At 52.7% G+C, this 21,716-nt stretch carries 19 protein-coding genes; 11 read left to right on the top strand and 8 right to left on the bottom strand.

Going from position 1 to position 21,716, the window contains the following annotated elements; translation table 11 throughout:
* Positions 1–153: 153 nt before the first annotated feature.
* From cobA to D9A02_RS11495, 3 genes are read left to right on the top strand one after another with little or no spacing between them, the layout of a single operon-like run.
* Positions 154–1,005, top strand: coding sequence for a uroporphyrinogen-III C-methyltransferase (gene cobA, locus D9A02_RS11505; RefSeq protein ID WP_120502503.1), 852 nt, complete (start codon positions 154–156; stop codon positions 1,003–1,005).
* A complete protein-coding gene (locus tag D9A02_RS11500) occupies positions 1,002–2,291 on the top strand; it encodes a cobyrinate a,c-diamide synthase (RefSeq protein WP_120501099.1) in 1,290 nt (429 codons plus the stop codon). The genes cobA and D9A02_RS11500 overlap by 4 nt, the downstream gene beginning before the upstream one ends.
* Before the next feature lie 42 nt (positions 2,292–2,333).
* Complete coding sequence (locus tag D9A02_RS11495; protein WP_120501098.1) at positions 2,334–3,557, top strand: MFS transporter; 1,224 nt, start codon at positions 2,334–2,336, stop codon at positions 3,555–3,557.
* Between the two features lie 114 nt (positions 3,558–3,671).
* Here the strand turns inward: D9A02_RS11495 and D9A02_RS11490 are convergent, their stop codons facing one another.
* The 4 genes from D9A02_RS11490 to D9A02_RS11475 all read right to left on the bottom strand — a co-directional run bounded on the left by D9A02_RS11490 (position 3,672) and on the right by D9A02_RS11475 (position 8,505).
* Positions 3,672–5,630: an acyltransferase family protein gene (locus D9A02_RS11490; RefSeq protein WP_120501097.1), complete on the bottom strand. Its 1,959-nt coding sequence runs from the start codon at positions 5,628–5,630 to the stop codon at positions 3,672–3,674.
* A 72-nt stretch (positions 5,631–5,702) separates the two neighbouring features.
* A complete protein-coding gene (locus D9A02_RS11485) occupies positions 5,703–6,428 on the bottom strand; it encodes a sterol desaturase family protein (RefSeq protein ID WP_120501096.1) in 726 nt (241 codons plus the stop codon).
* Positions 6,429–6,646: 218 nt separating this feature from the next.
* Positions 6,647–7,663 (bottom strand): HupE/UreJ family protein, encoded by a 1,017-nt coding sequence (locus D9A02_RS11480; RefSeq protein WP_120501095.1) that lies wholly within the window; start codon positions 7,661–7,663, stop codon positions 6,647–6,649.
* Entirely contained in the window at positions 7,660–8,505 is an 846-nt protein-coding gene (locus D9A02_RS11475) for a peptidyl-prolyl cis-trans isomerase (RefSeq protein WP_120501094.1), read from the bottom strand. The genes D9A02_RS11480 and D9A02_RS11475 overlap by 4 nt, the downstream gene beginning before the upstream one ends.
* A gap of 192 nt (positions 8,506–8,697) precedes the next feature.
* On the opposite strand from D9A02_RS11475, the gene D9A02_RS11470 reads away from it, so the two are divergent.
* Complete coding sequence (locus D9A02_RS11470; protein WP_120501093.1) at positions 8,698–10,173, top strand: biotin carboxylase; 1,476 nt, start codon at positions 8,698–8,700, stop codon at positions 10,171–10,173.
* Between the two features lie 59 nt (positions 10,174–10,232).
* Here D9A02_RS11470 and D9A02_RS11465 read toward each other — a convergent pair whose 3' ends face one another.
* Positions 10,233–10,586 (bottom strand): hypothetical protein, encoded by a 354-nt coding sequence (locus tag D9A02_RS11465; RefSeq protein ID WP_162933044.1) that lies wholly within the window; start codon positions 10,584–10,586, stop codon positions 10,233–10,235.
* Between the two features lie 39 nt (positions 10,587–10,625).
* On the bottom strand, positions 10,626–11,114 hold the full coding sequence (locus D9A02_RS11460) for a VOC family protein (RefSeq protein ID WP_120501092.1): 489 nt from the start codon (positions 11,112–11,114) through the stop codon (positions 10,626–10,628).
* A 136-nt stretch (positions 11,115–11,250) separates the two neighbouring features.
* Between D9A02_RS11460 and D9A02_RS11455 the strand changes: the two genes are divergently transcribed.
* The gene (locus tag D9A02_RS11455; protein WP_120501091.1) at positions 11,251–12,297 is read left to right on the top strand and encodes a C45 family autoproteolytic acyltransferase/hydolase; all 1,047 of its coding nucleotides are present in this window, start codon (positions 11,251–11,253) and stop codon (positions 12,295–12,297) included.
* A 26-nt stretch (positions 12,298–12,323) separates the two neighbouring features.
* Positions 12,324–13,190: a carbon-nitrogen hydrolase family protein gene (locus tag D9A02_RS11450; RefSeq protein WP_120501090.1), complete on the top strand. Its 867-nt coding sequence runs from the start codon at positions 12,324–12,326 to the stop codon at positions 13,188–13,190.
* A gap of 770 nt (positions 13,191–13,960) precedes the next feature.
* On the opposite strand, the gene D9A02_RS11440 is transcribed toward D9A02_RS11450, so the two are convergent.
* The gene (locus D9A02_RS11440; protein WP_120501088.1) at positions 13,961–14,533 is read right to left on the bottom strand and encodes a cupin domain-containing protein; all 573 of its coding nucleotides are present in this window, start codon (positions 14,531–14,533) and stop codon (positions 13,961–13,963) included.
* Between the two features lie 147 nt (positions 14,534–14,680).
* Between D9A02_RS11440 and D9A02_RS11435 the strand changes: the two genes are divergently transcribed.
* The 5 genes from D9A02_RS11435 to D9A02_RS11415 all read left to right on the top strand — a co-directional run bounded on the left by D9A02_RS11435 (position 14,681) and on the right by D9A02_RS11415 (position 20,439).
* On the top strand, positions 14,681–15,958 hold the full coding sequence (locus D9A02_RS11435) for a 4-aminobutyrate--2-oxoglutarate transaminase (protein WP_120501087.1): 1,278 nt from the start codon (positions 14,681–14,683) through the stop codon (positions 15,956–15,958).
* 10 nt (positions 15,959–15,968) lie between these two features.
* Positions 15,969–17,438: an NAD-dependent succinate-semialdehyde dehydrogenase gene (locus tag D9A02_RS11430; RefSeq protein WP_120501086.1), complete on the top strand. Its 1,470-nt coding sequence runs from the start codon at positions 15,969–15,971 to the stop codon at positions 17,436–17,438.
* A 203-nt stretch (positions 17,439–17,641) separates the two neighbouring features.
* On the top strand, positions 17,642–19,573 hold the full coding sequence (locus D9A02_RS11425) for an acyl CoA:acetate/3-ketoacid CoA transferase (RefSeq protein ID WP_120501085.1): 1,932 nt from the start codon (positions 17,642–17,644) through the stop codon (positions 19,571–19,573).
* Positions 19,574–19,693: 120 nt separating this feature from the next.
* On the top strand, positions 19,694–20,077 hold the full coding sequence (locus D9A02_RS11420) for a CrcB family protein (protein WP_254054610.1): 384 nt from the start codon (positions 19,694–19,696) through the stop codon (positions 20,075–20,077).
* Complete coding sequence (locus tag D9A02_RS11415; protein WP_120501083.1) at positions 20,074–20,439, top strand: CrcB family protein; 366 nt, start codon at positions 20,074–20,076, stop codon at positions 20,437–20,439. The genes D9A02_RS11420 and D9A02_RS11415 overlap by 4 nt, the downstream gene beginning before the upstream one ends.
* 19 nt (positions 20,440–20,458) lie before the next feature.
* Here the strand turns inward: D9A02_RS11415 and D9A02_RS11410 are convergent, their stop codons facing one another.
* A complete protein-coding gene (locus tag D9A02_RS11410) occupies positions 20,459–21,664 on the bottom strand; it encodes a Hint domain-containing protein (protein WP_120501082.1) in 1,206 nt (401 codons plus the stop codon).
* Positions 21,665–21,716: the final 52 nt, after the last annotated feature.

Here is a 21,716-nt window from a genome sequence, read left to right as displayed (position 1 = left end):
CGGCAAATCGCAACTACGAACACGCTGATTTCCCCCAAATTTCACAAGCCAACACGCAAATCTCTGAAAATCTTACTTTCCATGTCGCAGCACGGTCATGATATGGTCGTTGATAACCTTTTCCACGCCGCCAAGACACGGCATAGAGAGCATATGAGTGTTTCATTGACCCTGCCCGATTCGAATTGGCCCCAGCTGCAACCCGGTTGGGTCTGGCTCTGTGGTGCCGGCCCCGGCGATCCGGGTCTGCTAACCCTGCATGCCCTTAATGCCCTGCGTCAGGCTGATGTGGTGATCTACGATGCCTTGGTGCAAGAGGCCATTCTTGATTGGGCCCCGCAGGCCGAACATCTTTATGCAGGTAAACGCGGCGGCAAACCAAGTGCGAAACAGCGCGATATTTCCTTGCATCTGGTCGAGCTGGCCAAAGCAGGCAAGCGCGTTTTACGCCTTAAGGGCGGTGATCCGTTTGTGTTTGGTCGTGGTGGTGAAGAAGCCCAGACATTGGTGCAACACGGCGTACCCATCCGCATCATTCCCGGCATCAGTGCAGGCATTGGGGGGTTGGCCTATGCTGGTGTGCCCGTTACCCACCGCGACGTGAATCAATCGGTCACCTTTGTCACCGGCCATGACCAATCAGGCGAGACGCCATCTTCTCTAAATTGGGAGGCCATCGCTAAGGGCAGTCAGGTTATCGTGATCTATATGGGCATGAAACATGTCGATCGTATTGCCAACGCCTTGATGGATGCCGGACGTGCCAAAAACGAGCCCTGCGCTGTTGTTTGCTCTGCCACAACGGATGATCAAAAAGTCCTTGAATCTACGCTTGGAACGCTCGCGCAGGACATCGAAGATAGCGGTTTGGAACCGCCTGCCATTCTTTGCATCGGCCGCTCTGTCCTGATGCGGCAAGTGCTTGATTGGCAAGGCATGATCGCGGGTGATGCCCCACGTGATTTGGACCCGTTGGGTCGGGGTCGCCCGGCCGAAAGCGCATGACAACGAGATCATCAGGCCATGGCCTGATCATCGCCGCCCCATCCTCGGGCAGCGGCAAAACCACTGTCACATTGGGCCTTCTGCGGGCTTTGCGCGAAAATTGCATATATGGCGCTGTGCGCGGGGCTAAATCCGGACCCGATTATATCGACCCCCGTTTTCACGAAGCGGCCAGCGGGAAACCCAGCTATAATCTTGATGCTTGGGCTATGACGCCAGACCGCATCAAATCTCTGGCCTCAGACACCGGCCTGATGGTGCTTGAGGGGGCTATGGGGTTGTTTGATGGTGCGCCACCAGCTGGCAAGGGTGCCACTGCCGATCTGGCGCGTCTTTTGGGCCTGCCTGTTGTCTTGGTGATCGATTCAGCCCGCATGGCGCAGTCTATAGCACCACTGGTAAAGGGATTTTCCAAGTTTGACCCAGAGGTCAATGTCGCGGGTATCATCCTGAACCGGGTTGGCAGTGAACGCCATAAACGCATGCTGGAAACCGCATTGGCGCCAACCCGCATTCCCGTGCTGGGGGCAATCCCTCGTTCCGCTACATTGGAGCTACCCTCGCGCCATCTCGGGTTAGTGCAGGCCGGCGAACATAAGGATCTGGATCAATTTTTGGATCAGGCTGCACAGGTGGTCTCTGGCAGTGTCGATCTGGATGCGCTGCAGCAATTGGCTCAGCCTATCGTGGAATCTTCCAAGACAACAACGCAGGATTTGCTTGGAACCCGCATTGCCATTGCCCGCGATCAGGCCTTTGCCTTTAGCTATCCGCATGAATTGCGATCTTTGGAACACCGTGGTGCAGAACTGGCATTCTTTTCACCGTTGGCCAATGATGTGGTGCCAAATGCTGATCGCATTTACTTACCGGGTGGCTACCCTGAGCTCCACGCCGAACGCCTTGCATCGGCAGGTAGTTTTCTTGGCAGCATTCGCCAAGCATCAGAAACGACCAAAATTTACGGCGAGTGCGGAGGTTACATGACCTTGGGCACCGGGCTAACAGACGCCAATGGTCAGCGTCATGAAATGGCCGGTCTATTGCCCCTAGAGACCAGCTTTGCCGATCGTAGGTTGCATCTGGGATATCGTACGCTGACCAGCCTTGACCCGAACAACCCCGGTCAGTTCGCGGCGCATGAGTTTCACTACGCCACTACACTTTGCGCTGACGGTCCGCCCTTGTTTCAAGCGACAGATGCTGAGGGGACAGCCCTGCCACCCATGGGCCTGATCAACGGCAATGTCAGCGGTTCATTTGCGCATATTATCGCGCCCCTCTGAAACCTCTGGACGTTGCCCAATAGCAGGCGTAAGCCTTGCGACATGAGCAGCTCAATCGCAGATATTCCAACACCAGATAAAGCCGTGCGCAATGTCATTGTTTTGGTCTTAGCCCAGGCGATCCTTGGCGCGCAGATGGCAATGGTATTTGTGGTCGGCGGGCTGGCTGGACAAACCTTGGCCAGCAACATCTGCTTCGCCACGTTGCCAATCTCACTGATTGTTCTTGGTTCCATGTTTGCCGCAACCCCGCTCTCGGCTTTCATGCAACGCTATGGCAGACGCGCAGGTTTTCTGCTCGGTACTGCCGCAGGTGCAACAGGTGGTGCAATCGGGGCCTATGGATTGTATCTAGCGTCATTTCCAATTTTTCTGCTCGGCAGCTTGATCACTGGCATTTATATGTCAGCACAAGGTTTTTACCGTTTCGCAGCAACCGATACGGCAAGCGATGAGTTCCGACCAAAGGCCATTTCCTACGTCATGGCTGGGGGCCTTGCCAGTGCCATCATCGGCCCACAATTGGTTAAGGTGACCAGCCAGATCATGGTGATCCCGTTCATGGGCACCTATCTGGCCGTGATTGCGTTGAATGTGATCGGCACAGTCTTGTTTCTGTTTCTCGACATCCCCAAGCCTGCGCCCCCATCGCAAGACGCATCAATCGGGCGCAGTCGCTTAGAACTGTTACGGACTCCGCGCATTGCTGTCGCGGTGATCTGCGCTGCTGTCAGTTACGCCTTGATGAACCTTGTCATGACCTCAACTCCACTGGCCGTCGTGGGCTGTGGGTTTAGCGAAAACAACGCCGCTGACGTCGTCACCGGCCACGTGCTGGCAATGTTTGCACCATCCTTCTTTACCGGACACCTTATCGCACGCTTTGGGGTTGAGAAAATAATGGGCCTTGGCCTGCTAATTCTTGCCAGTGCCGGGGTTGTTGCCCTTCAAGGTGTAGAGCTTGAGAATTTCTTTATTGCGCTCATCTTACTGGGTCTTGGCTGGAACTTTGGCTTTATCGGCGCCACATCGATGCTGGCCAGCTCCCACACGCCTGAAGAACGAGGTCGCATGCAGGGTCTCAATGATCTGATCGTGTTCGGAACAGTCACTTTAGCGTCACTCTCTTCGGGTGGTCTGATGAACTGCTCCGGTGGCGACGCCCAAACCGGTTGGGCCTCTGTCAATCTGGCGATGATCCCCTGCCTAACCTTAGCTGGCGGCGCGCTGATCTGGTTGGTGATGCGCCCCAAAGAAACGGCTTAATCTCTCCGTAAATCTAACGCCAATAAAAGTGCGTTCCAGAAAGAACTCACTCGGGGTACTGTTGTGCTTTTGCTGAAAAATCTGAAACACATCTTTGGACGGCACGTTAGTAGATCAAAGATGCGGCGCTAATTCATGAGCGATCTGGTCTGCGAAATAACTCTGCATCCGACGCGCAATATGTGTAGCATCCACAAACACTGGTCCCTCCTCCCAAAGCGAAGGGCACGTGCCTTGTGCACAGAGTTCATCAATCAGTGACACCGCTACTGCGCCCCGGTCGGATAAATTGTCGAACACAGTCAACAAATGTGCGAACCGGCTGTTGTAGTCTTCTTTCTGAATATCCAGCTGCCAATCCACACCAAAAGCCAGTTGGCGTGCTAAGGTCTCTGGTACAGAATGGCGTGCCCAATACATAGGTTTGACCAAGATAACTTTCTTTTCTGCCGCACGCAGACGTGTCACGATCTCGGTCAGGCGTGTTTCAAATGCTTTGTGGCCCTCCACACCCGCAATGTAGCGGCCGCCGTAGACATACATATCGCCATCATAAGGCTGTGTCCAAGACGAGGCTATTATGACCGCCTCAATTGACGCACTTTTCTCGGCCAACGCAATCGCTTCAGACACCAAACGAGAACACCCGGCCCGCCCTGAATCCGGTACTGGTAAACATCCATGCCCAAAAGCAAAAATAGCGCTTTCATTATTGGAGCGTAGCCAAAGATCAAAGGCCCCAGATAATGCATAAGAATGGCTATCGCCGATTATCATCATACGCGGCGCCACATCACGCGCACCCAATCGGCAATCAGGTTTCACGCCATTTTCCGTAGATTCGCAGATCGCGAATTCCTTAGGAAGATCTTCACGTGTGGAAAGATAAGTCTGCGCATCTACGGTAAACCGCTGCGGCAAGCCACTGGTTCCGTAAATAACTGCGACAAAGCCCAATGCTGCTAGCTGCCCCACCCCAGCAACGGCCAAAAAGCCGCGTTTAGCAGGAAACCGTTTTCCGGTTCGAATGGGCGTTTCGACCAAAGCGTAAATGCCCCAGGCCAACAACACAGATAATGCAAACCCTATGCAACGCCAGATAAGCGTAAATTCTTCCAGACTATCTTGCAGGATGATTTTAATCGGCCAATGCACCAAATAGAGCGGATAGGAGATTTTACCGAAAAACACCATCGGCCCGATGGATAATCCGCGCGTAACCCAAGCCGAAGACTCAGTACCACCAATTATAAACAAAACCGCAGCCATCACCGGCAAAGCCGCGTACCATCCCGGAAAGGCAATATTTGGATGATGGATCAGCAAGGCCATGGCAAGCAGAACAATCGCCACGGGACCTGCAAGGCGCGCTAGGGTTTCTGAGACCGTGTAGCGAGACAAAATCAGTGCGAGAACACCCCCAGCCAACAGCTCCCAAGCACGAGTCGGCAAAAGATAAAACGCCGCCTGAGGCTTCCAATCCGACGCGAGCCAACCAAATATGAACGAGCCAAGTGTAAGCATCGTCATCCAGATCAACAAAGTCCGAGGATGCCCTTTCGTCAATCGCGCCAAGACCATTAGCATTACTGGGTAAAAAAGATAGAATTGCTCTTCCACAGCCAGAGACCACATATGAAGCAATGGTCTCGAATGTGCATGGAATCCAAAGTAGTCTACATCCTTCCAAAGATAGATGTTGATGGCATAAATCGACGAAAAGAATGTTTCTATTGCCAATTCATCAAATAAGGCTGGCAAGAACAAAACATAGCCAGCCAAAAGATAGGTCAACAGCACAACCAACAATGCAGGATAAAGACGTCGAATACGGCGATAATAGAATTCCTTGAGCGAAAAACTGTTCGCCTCAAGCCCAGATGTGATGATGCGAGTGATCAAGAATCCCGAGATCACAAAAAATACATCGACCCCAATAAAACCTGCATTTCCAATTGGCAGCAGTTTAAAATGAAAAATGCAAACCAAGAGAATAGCAATGGCCCGCAGCCCGTCAATGTCGCGCCGGTAACTCAGAGACGCATGGGATGGCTCAGATAATTGTTTTGTCATGCATTTATGTGTGCCGCAACTTTTTGATTTTCTCAAGTTACTTTGCGGAAAGGTCGAACCTTGCCCCTGTTTTCACCCGCCTGCAGCCTGTTCGATTTCTTTGTCCGACAGGCCGTATTTTTCCGCAAAGTGGTGTCTCGCGCAGATCAGCCGTGGATCATCTGGCCGCATGCCTAATGTCCGGATGAATTCGATACGTTGCTTATTGCGCAAAGCCTCGCGATCAATCCCGGTTCCCATGACGCGGTCGATAATCTCGCCGCCCGGGGAGACGTGAAACCACTTTGCAAAATCCCTGAAGTGATGCTGATTATGCAAGGTTGTCACATGCCGCTCGACCCGGGTTTTGCGGACGTTCAGATGTGCCGTCATATGGAACCATTCATACCCCAAAAAAGTCGACACACCGCCGACCAGTACGATGGCAGCGGCCAGTGGCAACGCATAGATCGGCACGACCAACATAAGCCCACCCCAGACCAGAGCGAAGTTCACAACCAACATCGGCACCGACACCCAGATCGGTGCAAAGAAAAGCCTCGTGTTGGTAGGAAAGTCATGATGGCCATAATGTGCCTGATACAACAGATCAAAAGCCCATTGTCTTTGCGGCGGCTTCAAGTGAAATACGTAGCGATGCAGACTATATTCATTCAGCATCTGAGCAGGTATTCCAAACAACACAAAGGCCCAGGTCCACACCGGTGCAGTCCAAACAAGTATCCCAGCCCCAAGCAGAACCGCCAATATCATTACTGGAACAGAATTATGCTGAAGCAACAGCCGTAATCTTTGCATTGGTTCTCAGGTCCCTATGATGTTTTGTAGCAATCTAGCATGGCCTACATTTCGTGCAGCAATGACGTTGGATCACTTAAGGCCGACCTCTCATGAAACATTCTAGGACCAAACGGTTGACATGATGCTATTAAAGACGAGCTTAACGCTCGACCTTTAATAACTTGTCAGCTTGCGGTTCATCATCTTGGATTAAATCCTCGGAAGCCTAGCCGTGCTTAGAATCCGGTTATTCTCTCAACCAACCAATAGATAGCGACACCGCCAATGGCGTAGCCCATCGCGGAATGACCGGGGGCCCCAACGGTACGAAATTGCTGTGCGACACTTTTTGACATCTGCCGAAGGATCACAAACCCAGCTATAACCACAAATACAAAGGTCAACTGCCCGGCCTCTACCCCCAGATTGAACGCCAGCAACGCGGCCGGAATATCACCTTCGGGCAGGCCAATATCACTTAAGGCTCCGGCAAACCCCAATCCATGCAGCAAGCCAAACAAGAAAGAGACCACCCAAGGAAACCGCGCGCTAAGGCGTGGGTTAGACAAGTCTTGTTTCAGGATTTCAACCGCAAGGAATACGATCGATAATGCAATCACTGCTTCCACCGGTGATCCGGGCATATCAACCACCCCCAATGTAGCGAGAGCCAAAGTGATCGAATGAGCCAATGTAAAGGCTGTAATTGCACCGATCAGTCGCCCTGTATTTTGGATAAGAATGAGTAAGGCAAAGACGAACAACAGGTGATCCCAGCCTTCCAAAATATGCTCAAACCCAAGCTGCCCGTATTGCCATAAGACTTGCCAGACAGTCTGCTCCTGAGGCAGAATAAACGCCGTTTCTGAAGGGGTTAGCCGGTATGCAAGCATCGATCCCGATTGTGAAAAACCAACCCGTATCAGAACATCGGTACGCTGAGATTCCAAACCCGGAATGGCGACAGTTTCGCCCTTGAGACCGCCGTCACATGTTGCCATCCAAGCCACGCTCCAGGCTTGCCCGTCAAACTGAGGAGTACCGCCATGATCCGGAGTGCAGTTTTCAGGTAACTGCGCATCGATCGCCATTGGCATTCCCTTGACATCGGGTCGGCGCCAGAACACCTGCCAGGTTTCAGGGGCAACCTCTGTCATTTGAAGATAACCGGGTTCTAGGGCATGGCTTTGTGCAGCCTGTCCGCTAAGTAGAAACACCATCAGACAAGCAAATGCGCGAATAACTTGGCTCATTGATTTGCCTGTTCTTGTATAGCAGCTGAATCCGGTAAGATGATATCATATTTTTCGCGCAGTTTCTGCACATAGGCTTCGGACAATTGATTAGACATTTCCCGACGCCAATCAACCAACACCTGATCTTTGATGCTTTCCAAATCTGGGGTGGTAACATCACGCTTATCGCTTACCCGCACGAGGTGAGTCCCGTAGCCAGACACGTAAGGTCCACTCCAAGTATTAATATCAACACTCTCTAATTGCTCAAAAAAACCACGTCCGAATGTTCCGTCAATGACTTGTTGCGGCGCAAGTGAAATCTGTGCCGGCAATAAGGTCGCAACCCCGACAGAAGTGTTCGGTGTGCCATCAGACAGTTTTGCAAGGGCCTTTTCCACCTCAGTTTCGGCTGGGTTAGAACCAAGAAACACCTGTGTAAAAGCAACCTGCCCCTGCACTTCATATTGCGCTGCATTCTCTTCGAAGAAGGACAACAATTCCGCATCGTCTGGCATGGCTGCCTGTGCTGCGGATGTGGACAAAAAGGTCATCTTCTGGCGCAATCTTGACCGTATAACACCATCACCACGCTCCAGGCCCAGCTCATATGCCTCTCTGACCAATACCTCTTCGGTGATGTGATCTTCAATAAGCGCCGCCAACTCGCCTTCTGTAGGTGATCTCTTCCAGGTCGCAGTAAACGTTTGTGCAAGCACGTCACTGATGTGTTGAGACACTTCAACTCGGTCGCCATCAACGGTCTCGTTAATCTCTTCACTAGAAACCAGAGCAAACCAACCAAACACACACAGGCCAAGCACACAGAAATGAACCAGAGGTTCTTTAAGGTAATTCATAATCGATCCAAATTGAAAAGCTACGGGTCATGGCTTTTAGCAATCTTACATTACACCCGATTTGACAACAGATTCTCATGGCTTGTGCAGTCGCGAATAAACACCAGATCCCCTAACAATCCCAGATAACACGTTAAAGGCGTGACATTCACGTCGTAAACGGGTGTTATGGGGTTCCAACAGGAGAAAAAAATGACAAAAAAGAAGGCCAAACGTGGCGGCAGCCGTAAGAAATTGAAATCTCTGTCAGAGATTTTCCAGTTTTTACGTAAAAATGAGACACCCATTTATGTCGTTACCCCTACGCCCTACAGTTTACTTGGACTGGATCAATGGGTCGGCGGATTAGAATATATAAATTACTTTGACATTTTTGACGGCAATCACGACCGATCTTTCGTTCCCACAAGAATGCCACATGATGATTTCCAGTCGATGGAAGACGTCGCCAACTATCTGGTCTCACACCCCGAATTTCTAGAGCGAGCTCAGGCTCGTAAGGATGGCCTGGCGATCTTCGTGATGTTTAATGAAAAGACAGAACAGCTTTGCGCAGATGCCGGTCTGAGCGTTGCCTTGGCCCCCGCAGCCCTGCGTGAGCATCTCGACAGCAAGATCGTCACCACCCAGCTAGGCAACGACGCAGGCGTCGCATCCGCCCCCAACGTTCTGGGTCATGCCGATACTTATGAAGAGTTGATGGAGCTCGCCGACAGCGCCAAGCTAGGCCCAAATCTGGTGGTGCAAACTCCTTATGGTGATAGCGGGCGCACAACATTCTTCATCAAATCCCGCAAAGATTGGGATAAATATTCGGGCAAGATCGTCGATCAACAGCTCAAGGTGATGAAGTACCTAAACCACCTGCCCGGTGCTGTCGAAGGCTGCGCCACACGCCACGGCACACTTGTGGGTCCTGTCATGACCGACATCACCGGCTTTGCAGAAGTTACGCCTTACAAAGGTGGTTGGTGTGGCAATGATGTGTCTCCGCAACTGTTACCCGATGGTGTGGCCGAGCAGGTACAGGAGATGGTGCGCAACTTTGGCGACCGCCTGTATAAAGAAGGTTACAAAGGCGTCTTCTGCCTCGACTTCCTTCTCGATACCGACACCAACGAAGTTTACTTGGGCGAACTGAACCCACGGGTCAGCGGTGTAACACCCCCCACGAACCTGATCACCTCAACCTATGGCGGTTGCCCCCTGTTCTTGTTCCATCTGCTCGAATTCCTGGATGTGGATTACGAGATCGATGTTGCTGAGATTCAGGCCCGCTGGACAGAGTATGACAACTGGACCCAGCTGGTGCTGAAACAGACCGACGACAAGGTCGAGCTGATCACAAAGGCCCCACAATCCGGGATCTGGCGTTTAGACGAAAACGGCGACGTTCACTTTGCCCGTTCGGCTCTCAACATCACGTCTCTGGGTCAGGAAACCGAGGCCTTCTACCTCCGCGTCTATAGTGCCGGGGATTATTGCTATCACGGGGCCGATTTGGGCTGTCTTTTGACCCGAGGACGTATGCAAACCGACAAGCGCAATCTGACCAAACGCGCCAAACTTTGGAATGCCGGGATCAAGGCACAGTTCAAGTCGATCCCACTGATGCCACAACAGGCTGCGGCCGTTCCGGATGACTTGTCTGAAGGAAAGTGGTTCTAGAACGCTCTGCAATTCAATGCAGAAAAAGTAAAAAGGCTGGGTAAACCCCAGCCTTTTTATTACTTCATATTCGGCCCACCTAACGGACCATCCTCTGATGGGGCTATCGGCTCAATATCGTTGCGAACCCAGAAGAACCGGAAACCGAAAGATAATAGCCATTTTTCCAACCGGTCAAGGCTGGACCATTCGCGCCGTAATCCGCGGGCGGATTCGACCAGAGCCCATTGACCATCGACCAGAAAATAGACCGTCCACGTGTTGGGATAACGGTCATTGTTGGCAAAACCACCGCCCGCCACTTCGCGCACAGTGCGCACAGCAACGGGATAGTCCGTAATACGGTCTTCGACCATCAGGCTGAACAGGTCGCCCTGCCGGATGGTACTGGTTGGTGCGGGATTAGCGTTCATAAATGTCTCGATAGTAGAAAGGCTGTTCCCTCAGTATCTTCACGCTTCAGGCTGCGCGTCAACTGGATCGTTTACAGCCAAAACCGCGTCGCGACGCGCTGCGATGTCTTTGCCTGTCAGGGCCTCAACACGTTCTGCAACGGTCCAGATTTGGCCAAACGGGTCTGCCAGAGCGGCTGTGAGCTCACCCCAGTAGGTTTCAGTAGGCGCGGACAACAGGGTCGCGCCTGCGGCAATCGCCTGCTCGGACATTGCAACAACGTCATCAACATAAAGATGCAGCGAGACCGCGCTTGAGGCGGTATAGCTTTGCGGCATATGGCCGTGTGCGGCCCATCCACGGGTCACAAACAACATCGCATTGCCAATTTTCAAAGAGGCAAAGCTAGGGGCGTCGGCATCGTCCTGTACCTGAACTTCGGCGCCAAAGGCTGCGTTCAAAAATTCAATAGTTGCTGCAACGTCATCTACGGCAACAGATGCTGTAATTGTCGTATAGCCACGCGGGCGAATTGCTGGTTTTTTCATGGTCAATCTCCAATTGAAAGCCAGATTCACACAGAAAGGTGACTGGCAACACTATGGAGCATGGTGTAGTTTTTTTTGATTGCAAATGCAACACCATGTATCATAGTGTGCGATCCTGCGGCCTATAAGGACAGATATGACCACCCCACCGGACATAAAAAACAACGGCTTGGTGCCTGATTCTGCCATGCACAGGCAGTTAACCGTATTGTCCGAGGACTATCCAGCTGGGGCCTGGGGTGAGGTCCATCACCGATTCTGGCCCGCGTGGAAAAAGTGGTTCGACGCAAAAGGCCATTCCAGCGCAAGTCTTGAGGATGGCAACCGCGCCATCCGGCGCTACATGCCCGAGCTGGAACGCCTGATTGATCGGCTGGCCAACATTGCGCCAAATGACGAAACCTTCCGCAGCTTTCTAACCTTTTGGTGCCCGCCTCGTTATCTGACAAACTGCTCACAAGCTGCATCAACTGACCAACATGGCCCGTTCCTGATCAGAAACTATGATCTGGACCCTGCCCTCAATGAACTGACCTTGTTGCGCACCAACTGGCGCGGCAAGCGCGTGATCGGCATGGTCGACGGTCTCAGCGGGCTATCAGACGGCGTCAATGAAAACGGCCTTGCGATTTCGCTCAGCTTTGGTGGGCGTCTCAAAGTTGGTATCGGTTTTGGCATCCCGCTGATCATCCGCTATATTTTGGAGGTCTGCACCGACGTACAGGACGCAGTCGAGGTTCTGCGGCGCATGCCCTGTCACATGTCTTACAATGTGACCCTGACGGATCGCTCTGCTGACACCATCACGGCCTTTCTGGCCCCTGATCGACCACCGATTATGAAACAACAAAACTGGGCCACTAATCACCAGCTTGGAGTTGAACTCACCGGGCATGGTCGTTTCTCGGCCACCATGGAACGGGCCGAGATATTGGAACGTACTTTGGCCAGTCCCATCTCGCCCTCTGCGGAACAGATGAAGCAGCTTTTCCTCAGCCCGCCGGTGTTTGCCACCCAGTATAATCGCGGATTTGGCACGGTTTTTACCAGCCTCTATCGCCCCGTCACCTCCAGTTTGGAACTCATTTTCAGCAACGGCTCTGCCGGGCAGTGGTCAGTCAACGACTGGCCGACCAATCGTATCCCTCTGCGATTTGATGCCCAAGGGTCTCACTTGCTGTAAACAGAACACTCACAAAGGACAAAGCCATGACAAAATTCGCCATTGGTGGAATTCAGATGCACCTTGGGGTGCATGACAACATGCCAGAAATGAAAAAACGTCTGGCCATCATGATGCACCTCTACCCCTGGGTCGAGATGGTCGTGTTCAGCGAGCTGTGCCATTCCGGCCCCAACCCGCAATCGGCGCAGCCACAAGATGGCGAATATGAAACCCAATGCCGTGAACTGGCGCAGAAATATGGCATCTGGCTGATCCCCGGCTCTTACTATGAAAAGGGCGAGGTCGACGGCGTGATCTACAACACCGCACCGGTGATCAACCCGGCGGGCGAAATTGTCACCCGCTACCGCAAGATGTTCCCTTTCACGCCCTATGAAAGCCATACCACCCCCGGCACCGAGGTTTGCACCTTTGATGTCCCACACGTCGGTAAATTTGGGATGTCGATCTGCTATGACATCTGGTTCCCTGAGCTGACCCGCACCATGGTCTCCCAAGGGGCCGAGGTGATCATCAACCCGGTTCTGGCCAGCTTTGTCGATCGCCACGCCGATCTGGTCATAGCGCAAGCCTCAGCCGCGATGTTCCAATCCTATGTCTTTGCCATCAACGGTCTGATGGCGGGTGGCAACGGCTATTCCCGCGTCATCGACCCGGCAGGTCAGTTGTTGCACGACGGATCGGTCAACGAGGAACTGATCCCGATTGAGGTTGACTTCGATTTAGTCCGTCGCCAACGGCAGCAAGGTCTGTTGAACATGGGTCAACCCCTCAAAAGCTTCCGCGACACAGACATGACCTTCCCGATCTACAACAATGGCAGCCACCAGACCGAATATCTGAACTCACTCGGTCCGTTGGAAAAAGCCAAACGTCCTGTGCGTGGTTAATCAAACAATCCGAGTGATTTTAGCGTTCCCTTTGCATGAGCGCTGTAATTCGCAGATGACTCGTGGGCGCAAGCGGTTGTTTGTGGTCCACGACGTCAATCATGGCAGTTTGCCGAGCAGTTGACTTCACAATTATCGGAAACCTTCTGAAACAAGCCTCGCGAAATTCGCCATCAAGTGCTTTCGTGCTTCGGAGCGCTCCCTTCTCGGTAGGGTTCGTAGGTACCTTTGTAATTGCCTATATCGCGCAGCATGCATTGGCTCCCACATCATCTGCATCAAATACCAAGCAATCCAAGCCAAGACCATAAGCGTACTGAAAGCCGACACCTTTCGCCAAAATATATGCCCTTCTGAGAATAGAAGGCCAGCACCAATCATCAAAAGCGAGACCAATATTGCCAATTGCCCCAATGGCCCAAATTTGCGCCAGAACGGTTCATAGAACTCTGCGTTGGTACCTATTCCGATCCATAGCCCAAGGACAACAATTAAGCTGCTTTGGGAAAATGTCCAAACTTCAATGCCCACTAGTTCAGCAAAACAAATCAGAAATGAGCCCCCCACAACACAAAGCCTCAACACTGCGTTGCATCGCAACTTCATTCTATTTTCCAATGGTGTAGTAAGCTTAAACTGCTCAAATTCAAGCGTCGAATTCATACTTCTCCCCAAACGTCACTCATCCCTAAATTGTAGTAAAATGTGAGGAAAGAATGACCGAAAACAGACTGTCATGCGACATGTTCCCAATGCCGACCCGCATTTCATCAAAACGTCGGCGGGGTGCAGGCGCTGATAATCTCGCAGGGTGCGGCACCGATGGCCTTGAATCGATGCGGCATGTTGCTGTTGAACAGATAGGCATCACCGGGGCCCAGGATCTTGCGTTCTTCCCCGACTGTTACTTCAATCCGGCCGGAAATGACGATCCCGCCCTCTTCACCTTCGTGCTGGTATTTTTTCACACCCGTATCCGCCCCCGGCTGATAGGTTTCGTGCAAAATCTGCAGACTGTGCCCAAACAAATTGCGCCCAACCTGACGCAGTGACAGCTTGCCCCGGCTGATCTCGGTCAGCTCTTCGGCGGCGAAAAACACTTTACGCTCTTGCTCTGGCTCAAAGGCAAAAAACTCTGACAAACCAATGGGTATGCCATCCAGCAGACGTTTGAGCGCGCTGACCGATGGATTGGTTTGACCGGATTCGATCAGGGATACGGTGGAATTGGGCACGCCCACCGCCTTGGCCAAGGCGCGCTGCGACATGCCTGCCCGTTCCCTAAGGTACCGCAAGCGCGCACCAATTTCGAGATTCGTGTTCGATGTGTTTTCAGTGTTCATAATATTGAACACTATAACCTTCTGCTACATAGATTCAATGCTTTACGTGAAATTAGAAAAAGGTTTGCAAAGCACACAATGATCCATAGTGTGAGGCGATTTCATTTCACCCGAGTCAGCATGACCGGCTTTTGGAGAGGACATGATATGAAAAACGCAGAGATCGCAAAGCGCCGTGACGAGACCATCGCCCGTGGCGTTGGCATGATGACACAGATCTATGTAGAGCGTGCAGAGAATGCTGAAGTTTGGGATGTCGAAGGTACCCGCTACATCGACTTTGCCGCTGGCATCGCCGTGGTCAACACGGGTCACCGTCACCCCAAGGTCATGGCTGCCGTTGAAAAACAACTGAGCAAGTTCACCCACACCTGCCATCAGGTCATGCCGTATGAAAACTACATCGGTCTGGGCGAGCGCCTGAATGACGCCGTGCCCGGTGATTTTGAAAAGAAAACCATCTTTGTCACAACTGGTGCTGAAGCTGTTGAAAACGCCATCAAGGTGGCCCGCGCCGCAACCAACCGTCAGGCCGTTATCGCCTTTGGTGGTGGTTTCCATGGCCGTACATTTATGGGCATGTCGCTGACCGGTAAGGTACAGCCATACAAAGCTGGTTTTGGCACCATGATGCCTGACGTGTTCCACGTTCCCTTCCCAATCGACCTGCACGACGTCAGCGTTGACGATGCCAAGGCTGCGATCACCCAACTGTTCAAGGCGGATCTGGACCCTGCCCGTGTTGCGGCCATCATTCTGGAGCCGGTTCAAGGCGAAGGTGGTTTCTATCAGGCCCCGGTCGAGCTGATGCGCGCCGTTCGTGAGATCTGTGATGAGCATGGCATGGTCATGATTGCAGACGAGGTTCAGACCGGTTTCGCCCGTACTGGTAAGCTGTTCGCGATGGAGCATTACGATGTTGCCGCCGACCTGACCACTATGGCCAAGGGTCTGGCGGGTGGCCTGCCACTGGCCGCCGTAACCGGCAAAGCAGATCTGATGGATGCGGCCAACCCCGGCGGTCTGGGCGGCACCTATGCCGGTAACCCGCTAGGCATCGCCGCTGCACATGCCGTGATGGATGTGATTGAGGAAGAGCAGCTTTGTAATCGCGCCAACGAGTTGGGTTCGCGCCTCAAGCAACGCCTCGAAGCGATCCGCGCCGATGTGCCAGAAATGGTCGATGTTCGTGGTCTCGGCTTCATGATTGCGGCCGAGTTCAACACTGCCGACGGCAGCACTCCAAGTGCAGATTTTGCCAACAAAGTCCGCGCCGAAGGCCTGAAACGCAATCTGGTTCTGTTGACCTGTGGTGTTCATGGCAACGTTGTCCGATTCCTGGCCCCGATCACTATTCAAGATGAAATCATGACCGAAGCCATGGACCTTCTGGAAGAGTCGATCAAAGCGGCGCAGGAAGCATAAGGAGCGTAAGATGCTGGATACAAACGCAAACACGCTAAATTTGAACGATCCGACCCTGTTAGAGGGTCGGGCCTACATCAACGGCGAATGGCGTAGCAGCGACAGCCGCTTTGCCGTGACCAACCCCGCCACAGGTGCCCTCATCACCGAGGTCACCGACAGCACCATCGCCGATGTGCAAGAGGCTATTGATGCCGCATACGTGGCGCAAAAAGATTGGGCTGAATGGACGGGCAAGGAACGCGCTGCCGTTCTGCGCAAGTGGTTTGATCTGATGATCGAGGCACAGGATGATCTGGGCACCATCCTGTGTGCCGAAATGGGCAAACCTCTGGCCGAAGCCAAAGGTGAGATCGCCTATGGTGCGTCGTTCATAGAGTGGTTCGCAGAAGAGGCCAAGCGCGTCTATGGCGATACAATTCCGGGCCACCAGCGCGACAAACGCATCGTCGTTCTGAAACAACCCGTCGGGGTTGTCGGAGCCATCACGCCGTGGAACTTCCCCAATGCAATGATCGCCCGCAAAGTGGCCCCTGCTCTTGCCGCTGGCTGTAGCTTTGTGGTGCGTCCAGCCGAGCTGACCCCCCTGTCTGCCATCTCTATGGCCGTTCTGGCAGAACGTGCGGGCGTGCCTGCCGGTGTCTTCAGCGTGCTGCCCAACAGCAACTCGCGCGGCACGGGCGAAGAAATGTGCGCCAATCCCAAAGTGGCCAAGATCACCTTTACCGGCTCTACCCGTGTGGGTCAGATCCTGATGCGTCAGGGCGCCGATACCATCAAAAAGATGTCGCTAGAGCTGGGCGGCAACGCGCCGTTCATTGTCTTTGATGATGCTGATCTGGATGCCGCGGTTGAGGGTGCCATGATTGCCAAGTTCCGCAACAACGGCCAAACCTGTGTCTGCGCCAATCGGATCTATGTGCAATCGGGCGTTTATGACGCTTTTGCAGAAAAGTTGGCCGCAGCCGTCTCTAAGTTGACCCCCGGCAACGGGATGGATGCTGGCGTGACCACTGGCCCACTGATCAACGAAAGTGCGGTTGCCAAGGTTGAGGAACATCTTGCAGATGCCACAGCCAAAGGCGCACGTGTTTTGGTTGGTGGCAAACGCCTTGATGGCACATTCTTTGAACCCACCCTGCTGGCTGATGTTCCAACCTCTGCGTTGGTGTCAAAAGAAGAGACCTTTGGCCCGGTCGCGCCACTTATCCGGTTTGAAACCGAGGATGAAGTCATTGCACTGGCCAACGACAGCGAATTTGGTCTGGCCGGTTACTTCTATGCCAATGATCTGTCGCGCGTCTGGCGCGTGGCCGAACGGATTGAAACCGGCATGGTCGGCGTCAACACCGGATTGATCTCAACCGAAGTAGCCCCGTTTGGCGGCGTCAAACAATCCGGTCTAGGGCGTGAAGGCTCAAAATACGGTATGGATGACTATCTGGAGCTGAAATACGTCTGTCTGGGCGGGATCAGTTGATCCCCAAGGCAAATTTAGCAATACGTCTTCCGCATTATTTTACCTTGCGGAATATTACTTTCCTAACTGGAAGTAAAGTTTCCCTTGCGGAAGACGGATTCACTGCATAATAAATAGTACAGAAACACCATAAAAACTTGCCAAAAATTACCAAGGCATAACTTCCCGCATCAATGCACACGCCCAACAGGAAGATCGATTAGATGAAAGACAAGGTAACAACCGTCGAACATGCGATGACGCTTATTCGCGATGAAGACGTGGTCACCACCACCGGGTTTGTTCAAAGCTGTATTCCTGAAATGCTGCATGCGGCGTTGGAAAAACGGTTTCTTGAGGAAAATCACCCACGCGACCTGACCTTGATCATGTGCGCGGGCGCTGGCGACAGCAAGGGCTTGGGTACTGGCCGTTTGCACCATGATGGCCTGCTCAAACGCGTGATTGCAGGCAATTTTGGACGCATGCCCAAAGTAGCCCAAGCCGCGCAAGAAAACCGTATTTGTGGCTACAATCTGCCACAGGGTGTCATCTCGCAGCTCTATCGCACCTGTGCAGCCGGTCAGCCGGGGCTTTTCTCTAAGGTTGGCCTGCATACCTTTGTCGATCCGCGCCATGGCGGGGCCAAGGTCAACAGAAAGACCGAAGAAGATATTGTTAAACTGCACAATATCGATGGCGAGGAATGGTTATTCTACAAGGCCACAAAAATCGATGTGGCCCTGATCCGTGGCACTAGTGCCGACCCGTCAGGCAATATCAGCATGGAACGTGAGGCCCTGACACTGGATGTTCTGGCGCAGGCGATGGCCGCACATAACAACGGTGGTCTGGTGATTGCGCAGGTCGAACGGATTGTCGAACCCGGATCGATTAGCCCTAAGGATGTCAAAGTGCCCGGCCTGTTGGTCGATTGCGTTGTTGTTGCAGATCCGCAAGACATGCACCGCATGAACTACGGCGTGATGCATGACCCTGCCCTGTCCGGTGAAATCCGGGTACCGGTAGAAAACATGCCGAAAATGCCACTCGATCAGCGCAAAATCATCGCCCGACGTGCCGCGTTTGAACTACCGCCAAACGGCGCGGTAAACCTTGGTGTTGGCGCCCCTGATGGCGTTGCTGCCATCGCCAATGAAGAAAAACTAACTCCCTATATCACCCTGACCACCGAGGCCGGGGCTGTGGGTGGCGTTCTGGCGGGAGGATCAAGCTTTGGCTCATCCCGCAATGCCGATGCAATCATCGACCAAAACCAGATGTTCGATTTCTACGATGGCGGCGGGCTTGACCTGACCTGTCTGGGCATCGCGCAATGTGACCGCGAAGGCAACGTGAACTCGTCGCATTTTGGTGGGCGTTTGAACGGCTCTGGCGGATTTATCAACATTTCGCAGAATTCCCGCGCCGTGGCTTTTGCCGGTACCTTTACCGCAGGTGGCCTACAGGTCGCGGCCGAGGATGGCAAACTGCGCATCGTACAGGAAGGCAGGAACCGCAAGTTCGTGCCGCTGGTCGATCAGATCACTTTTTCTGGCACCTATGCCAGCAGCCGTGCCCAGCCAGTTCTTTATGTGACCGAACGTTGCGTGTTCCAACTGACCCCTAAAGGGTTGGAACTGATTGAAATCGCACCGGGCATTGATCTGGAAAAAGATATTCTTGGCCAGATGGGTTTCACCCCAATCATCGAGAATGTCTCGGTCATGGACAGCCGGATCTTTATTGATCAACCGATGGGGCTTTTGGATACGCTATTGAACGTAAATCTGTCCGAACGCATCACCTATGATGCCGAGCGAAATTATATGTTCGTCAACCTCGAGGGTTGGAGCATCAAGAAAAGAGGCGACATTCAGGATCTAAACAAAGCTCTGGTTGCCGCCTATGAGACAACCGGGCAAAGCGTGAAAACGGTTATCAACCAGAACCAGTTCCGGATTGCCGATGATCTTTATGATGACTATGCGCTGTTGGTTGAACAGGTTCTATCGCAATACAGTCTTTCAACTGTACGCTACACCACCAGTGCCTTTATGCGTTTGAAAATGAAGGAAACTCTAGCTAAACGTGGGGTGCAGCCGCATATTTTTGAGAGCCAAGACGAAGCGCATCAGGCCATACAATCGATGTAAGGGCCACGTCTTTTTCATGTTCTCCTATGGGCCTTGCCTCATAGGAGAGCTTGTTCTTGTCATTGAAACCTTAAGGCCGCCACTTTATGCCTTAGTGGATCATTGACTGGATGCAGGCTCTTGAAAACACTTCTTATGTATATCGCCGTCTTCATTGGTGGCGCTTTGGGGTCGCTTTTGCGTGAACTGTTTTCGCTTGAGATCCCCGGGCTTCCTTTTGTCACCGCCACCTTTGGCATCAATGTCGTGGCCTGTTTTATTCTGGGCTGGCTTTACGCAGTGCGTCACCGGGTCCATGCCCATGTCATTCACCTTGGCGCGGTGGGATTTTGCGGCGGGCTGTCGACGTTTTCGTCGTTCATGGCTGAAATCGCACGCCTTGCAGATGCAGGTAGCTGGCATGTTCTTACCGCACCCGCGCTTGAAATCATCTGCGGTCTGGCTGCAGCAATTTTGGGCGAGGCGCTTGGCCGCCGATATCACACTGGCGAGGTTACAGAATGAGCGACTTTTACCTGCATCTTCTGTTTGCCTTGGGCGGTGGTTCAGGAGCGGTTTTACGCCATCTGACATCACAGATGGTCACGCATGAATTGCCGTTAGCAACTATGATCGTCAATGTTTTAGGGTGCTTTTTGCTGGGTCTCTGGGTGTCCTACCTTGGCCCATCCACTGACCTGCTTTCCCAGCAAGAACAGCGACTTGTATTTGGTTTTTGCGGTGGCTTCACCACATTTTCCAGCTTTGCGTATCAATCCCTGCAATTACACCGTGAACGCACTTACATTCTAGCGGGTGCAAATATCGGCCTCAGCCTGATCTTGTGTTGGGGAGCGTTTTGGTTGGGTCTGATTGCCTTACGCTAACGGCGTCATCTCTCGACGCTTACAGGCGATTTGACAGCAACGGTTGATCGTTTTTCTTATGACGGCTCAGCAAGCTAGATATTTGAGCTGTTTTCTTCACAAAGGCGCGCGCTGGGGGTGGCCTGTGACCCTTTCCTTGCAGCTCTGGGAACAATGTGAGCAGCTCCAGATAAGCCGAAAGCTGTAGCGACTTCAACGCCTCTTGCCCGGCATAAAGACTTTCGCTGGGTTGCCCATTAGAGAAGATCACCTGATGCATATCAAACATCAGGTGGAAATACGCCACATCTTCGCTGCCATCGCATTGCTCGACGCCATCAATATCCAGCAGTTTGATCGCAGGAATCAGAACTTCCATGTGCCCAAACATCCGTTTTGCAATGCGGGACCTGATCAAAATGCGATGCTGCGGTGATACTTTAAGGTCTTGCGCAGGGTAACCATCCCCTAGTGCGCCCTGACGAATTAATACCGGCCGTAGCTCTGGCCGGTCATAAAGATCGCGTTCCGACAGCCCCCGTGCGCCAATCCATCGTACCGGCTGAAGGCCACAATCCATAGTCAGAACAAGATCACCTAGCCGGATCTCCTCGACGGGTTTGGCTCCATCCGCGGTCGCAATCAATGTGCCGGCGGTGAAACAAGCAATACCAGTCCCGTTTTCAAATTGTGAATAACTTACCGTCTGCCCCGAAGGCAAAAGAAACGACCCACTGGTCAGGGTGTATGCAACCCCAAGTTCAACCGTGAAAGGGTCAGCAAGCGCATCATCGGTTACAATCGTTCCCAATGGCAAGTTTAAGGCATCGGTTCCACCGCCCCCAAATAATCCCTGAGATGAGGATGAATCCACGAAATCCAGGCTGTCATTATTATTGCCCAGATTAACACGGGTTACCGAGGTACCTTCAATGAAAACAGTGTCGTCTCCACCCCCGCCATTCAAGCGCGCAGACAGTATGCTATCATTTACGGTAATGGTATCAGCGCCGCCATTGCCGGCCAAGTTACCGGTCACAGTGCTGTTTGAGACCGATATTTCGTCATTTCCGCCATTGCCCCTGACACGACCCGAAAGCGTGCTATCTGTGATAGCTATCGTGTCATTGCCCTGTCTGGCCTCAACGTTGTCAATTGGGCCCGCAATCGTATCCGCACCGAGTGTCCCATTGTTACTGGTAACACCGATATCATCGTCTTCGTTTGTTCCATCGATATCCGGCATGGATCAGGGTTTCACTTCGGATTGTTGCCACATCATATTAGAATGAACACTC

This window comes from Roseovarius sp. EL26 (assembly GCF_900327775.1).
Lineage (GTDB): Bacteria > Pseudomonadota > Alphaproteobacteria > Rhodobacterales > Rhodobacteraceae > Roseovarius.
This window is presented reverse-complemented; position numbering and strand designations above follow the sequence as displayed.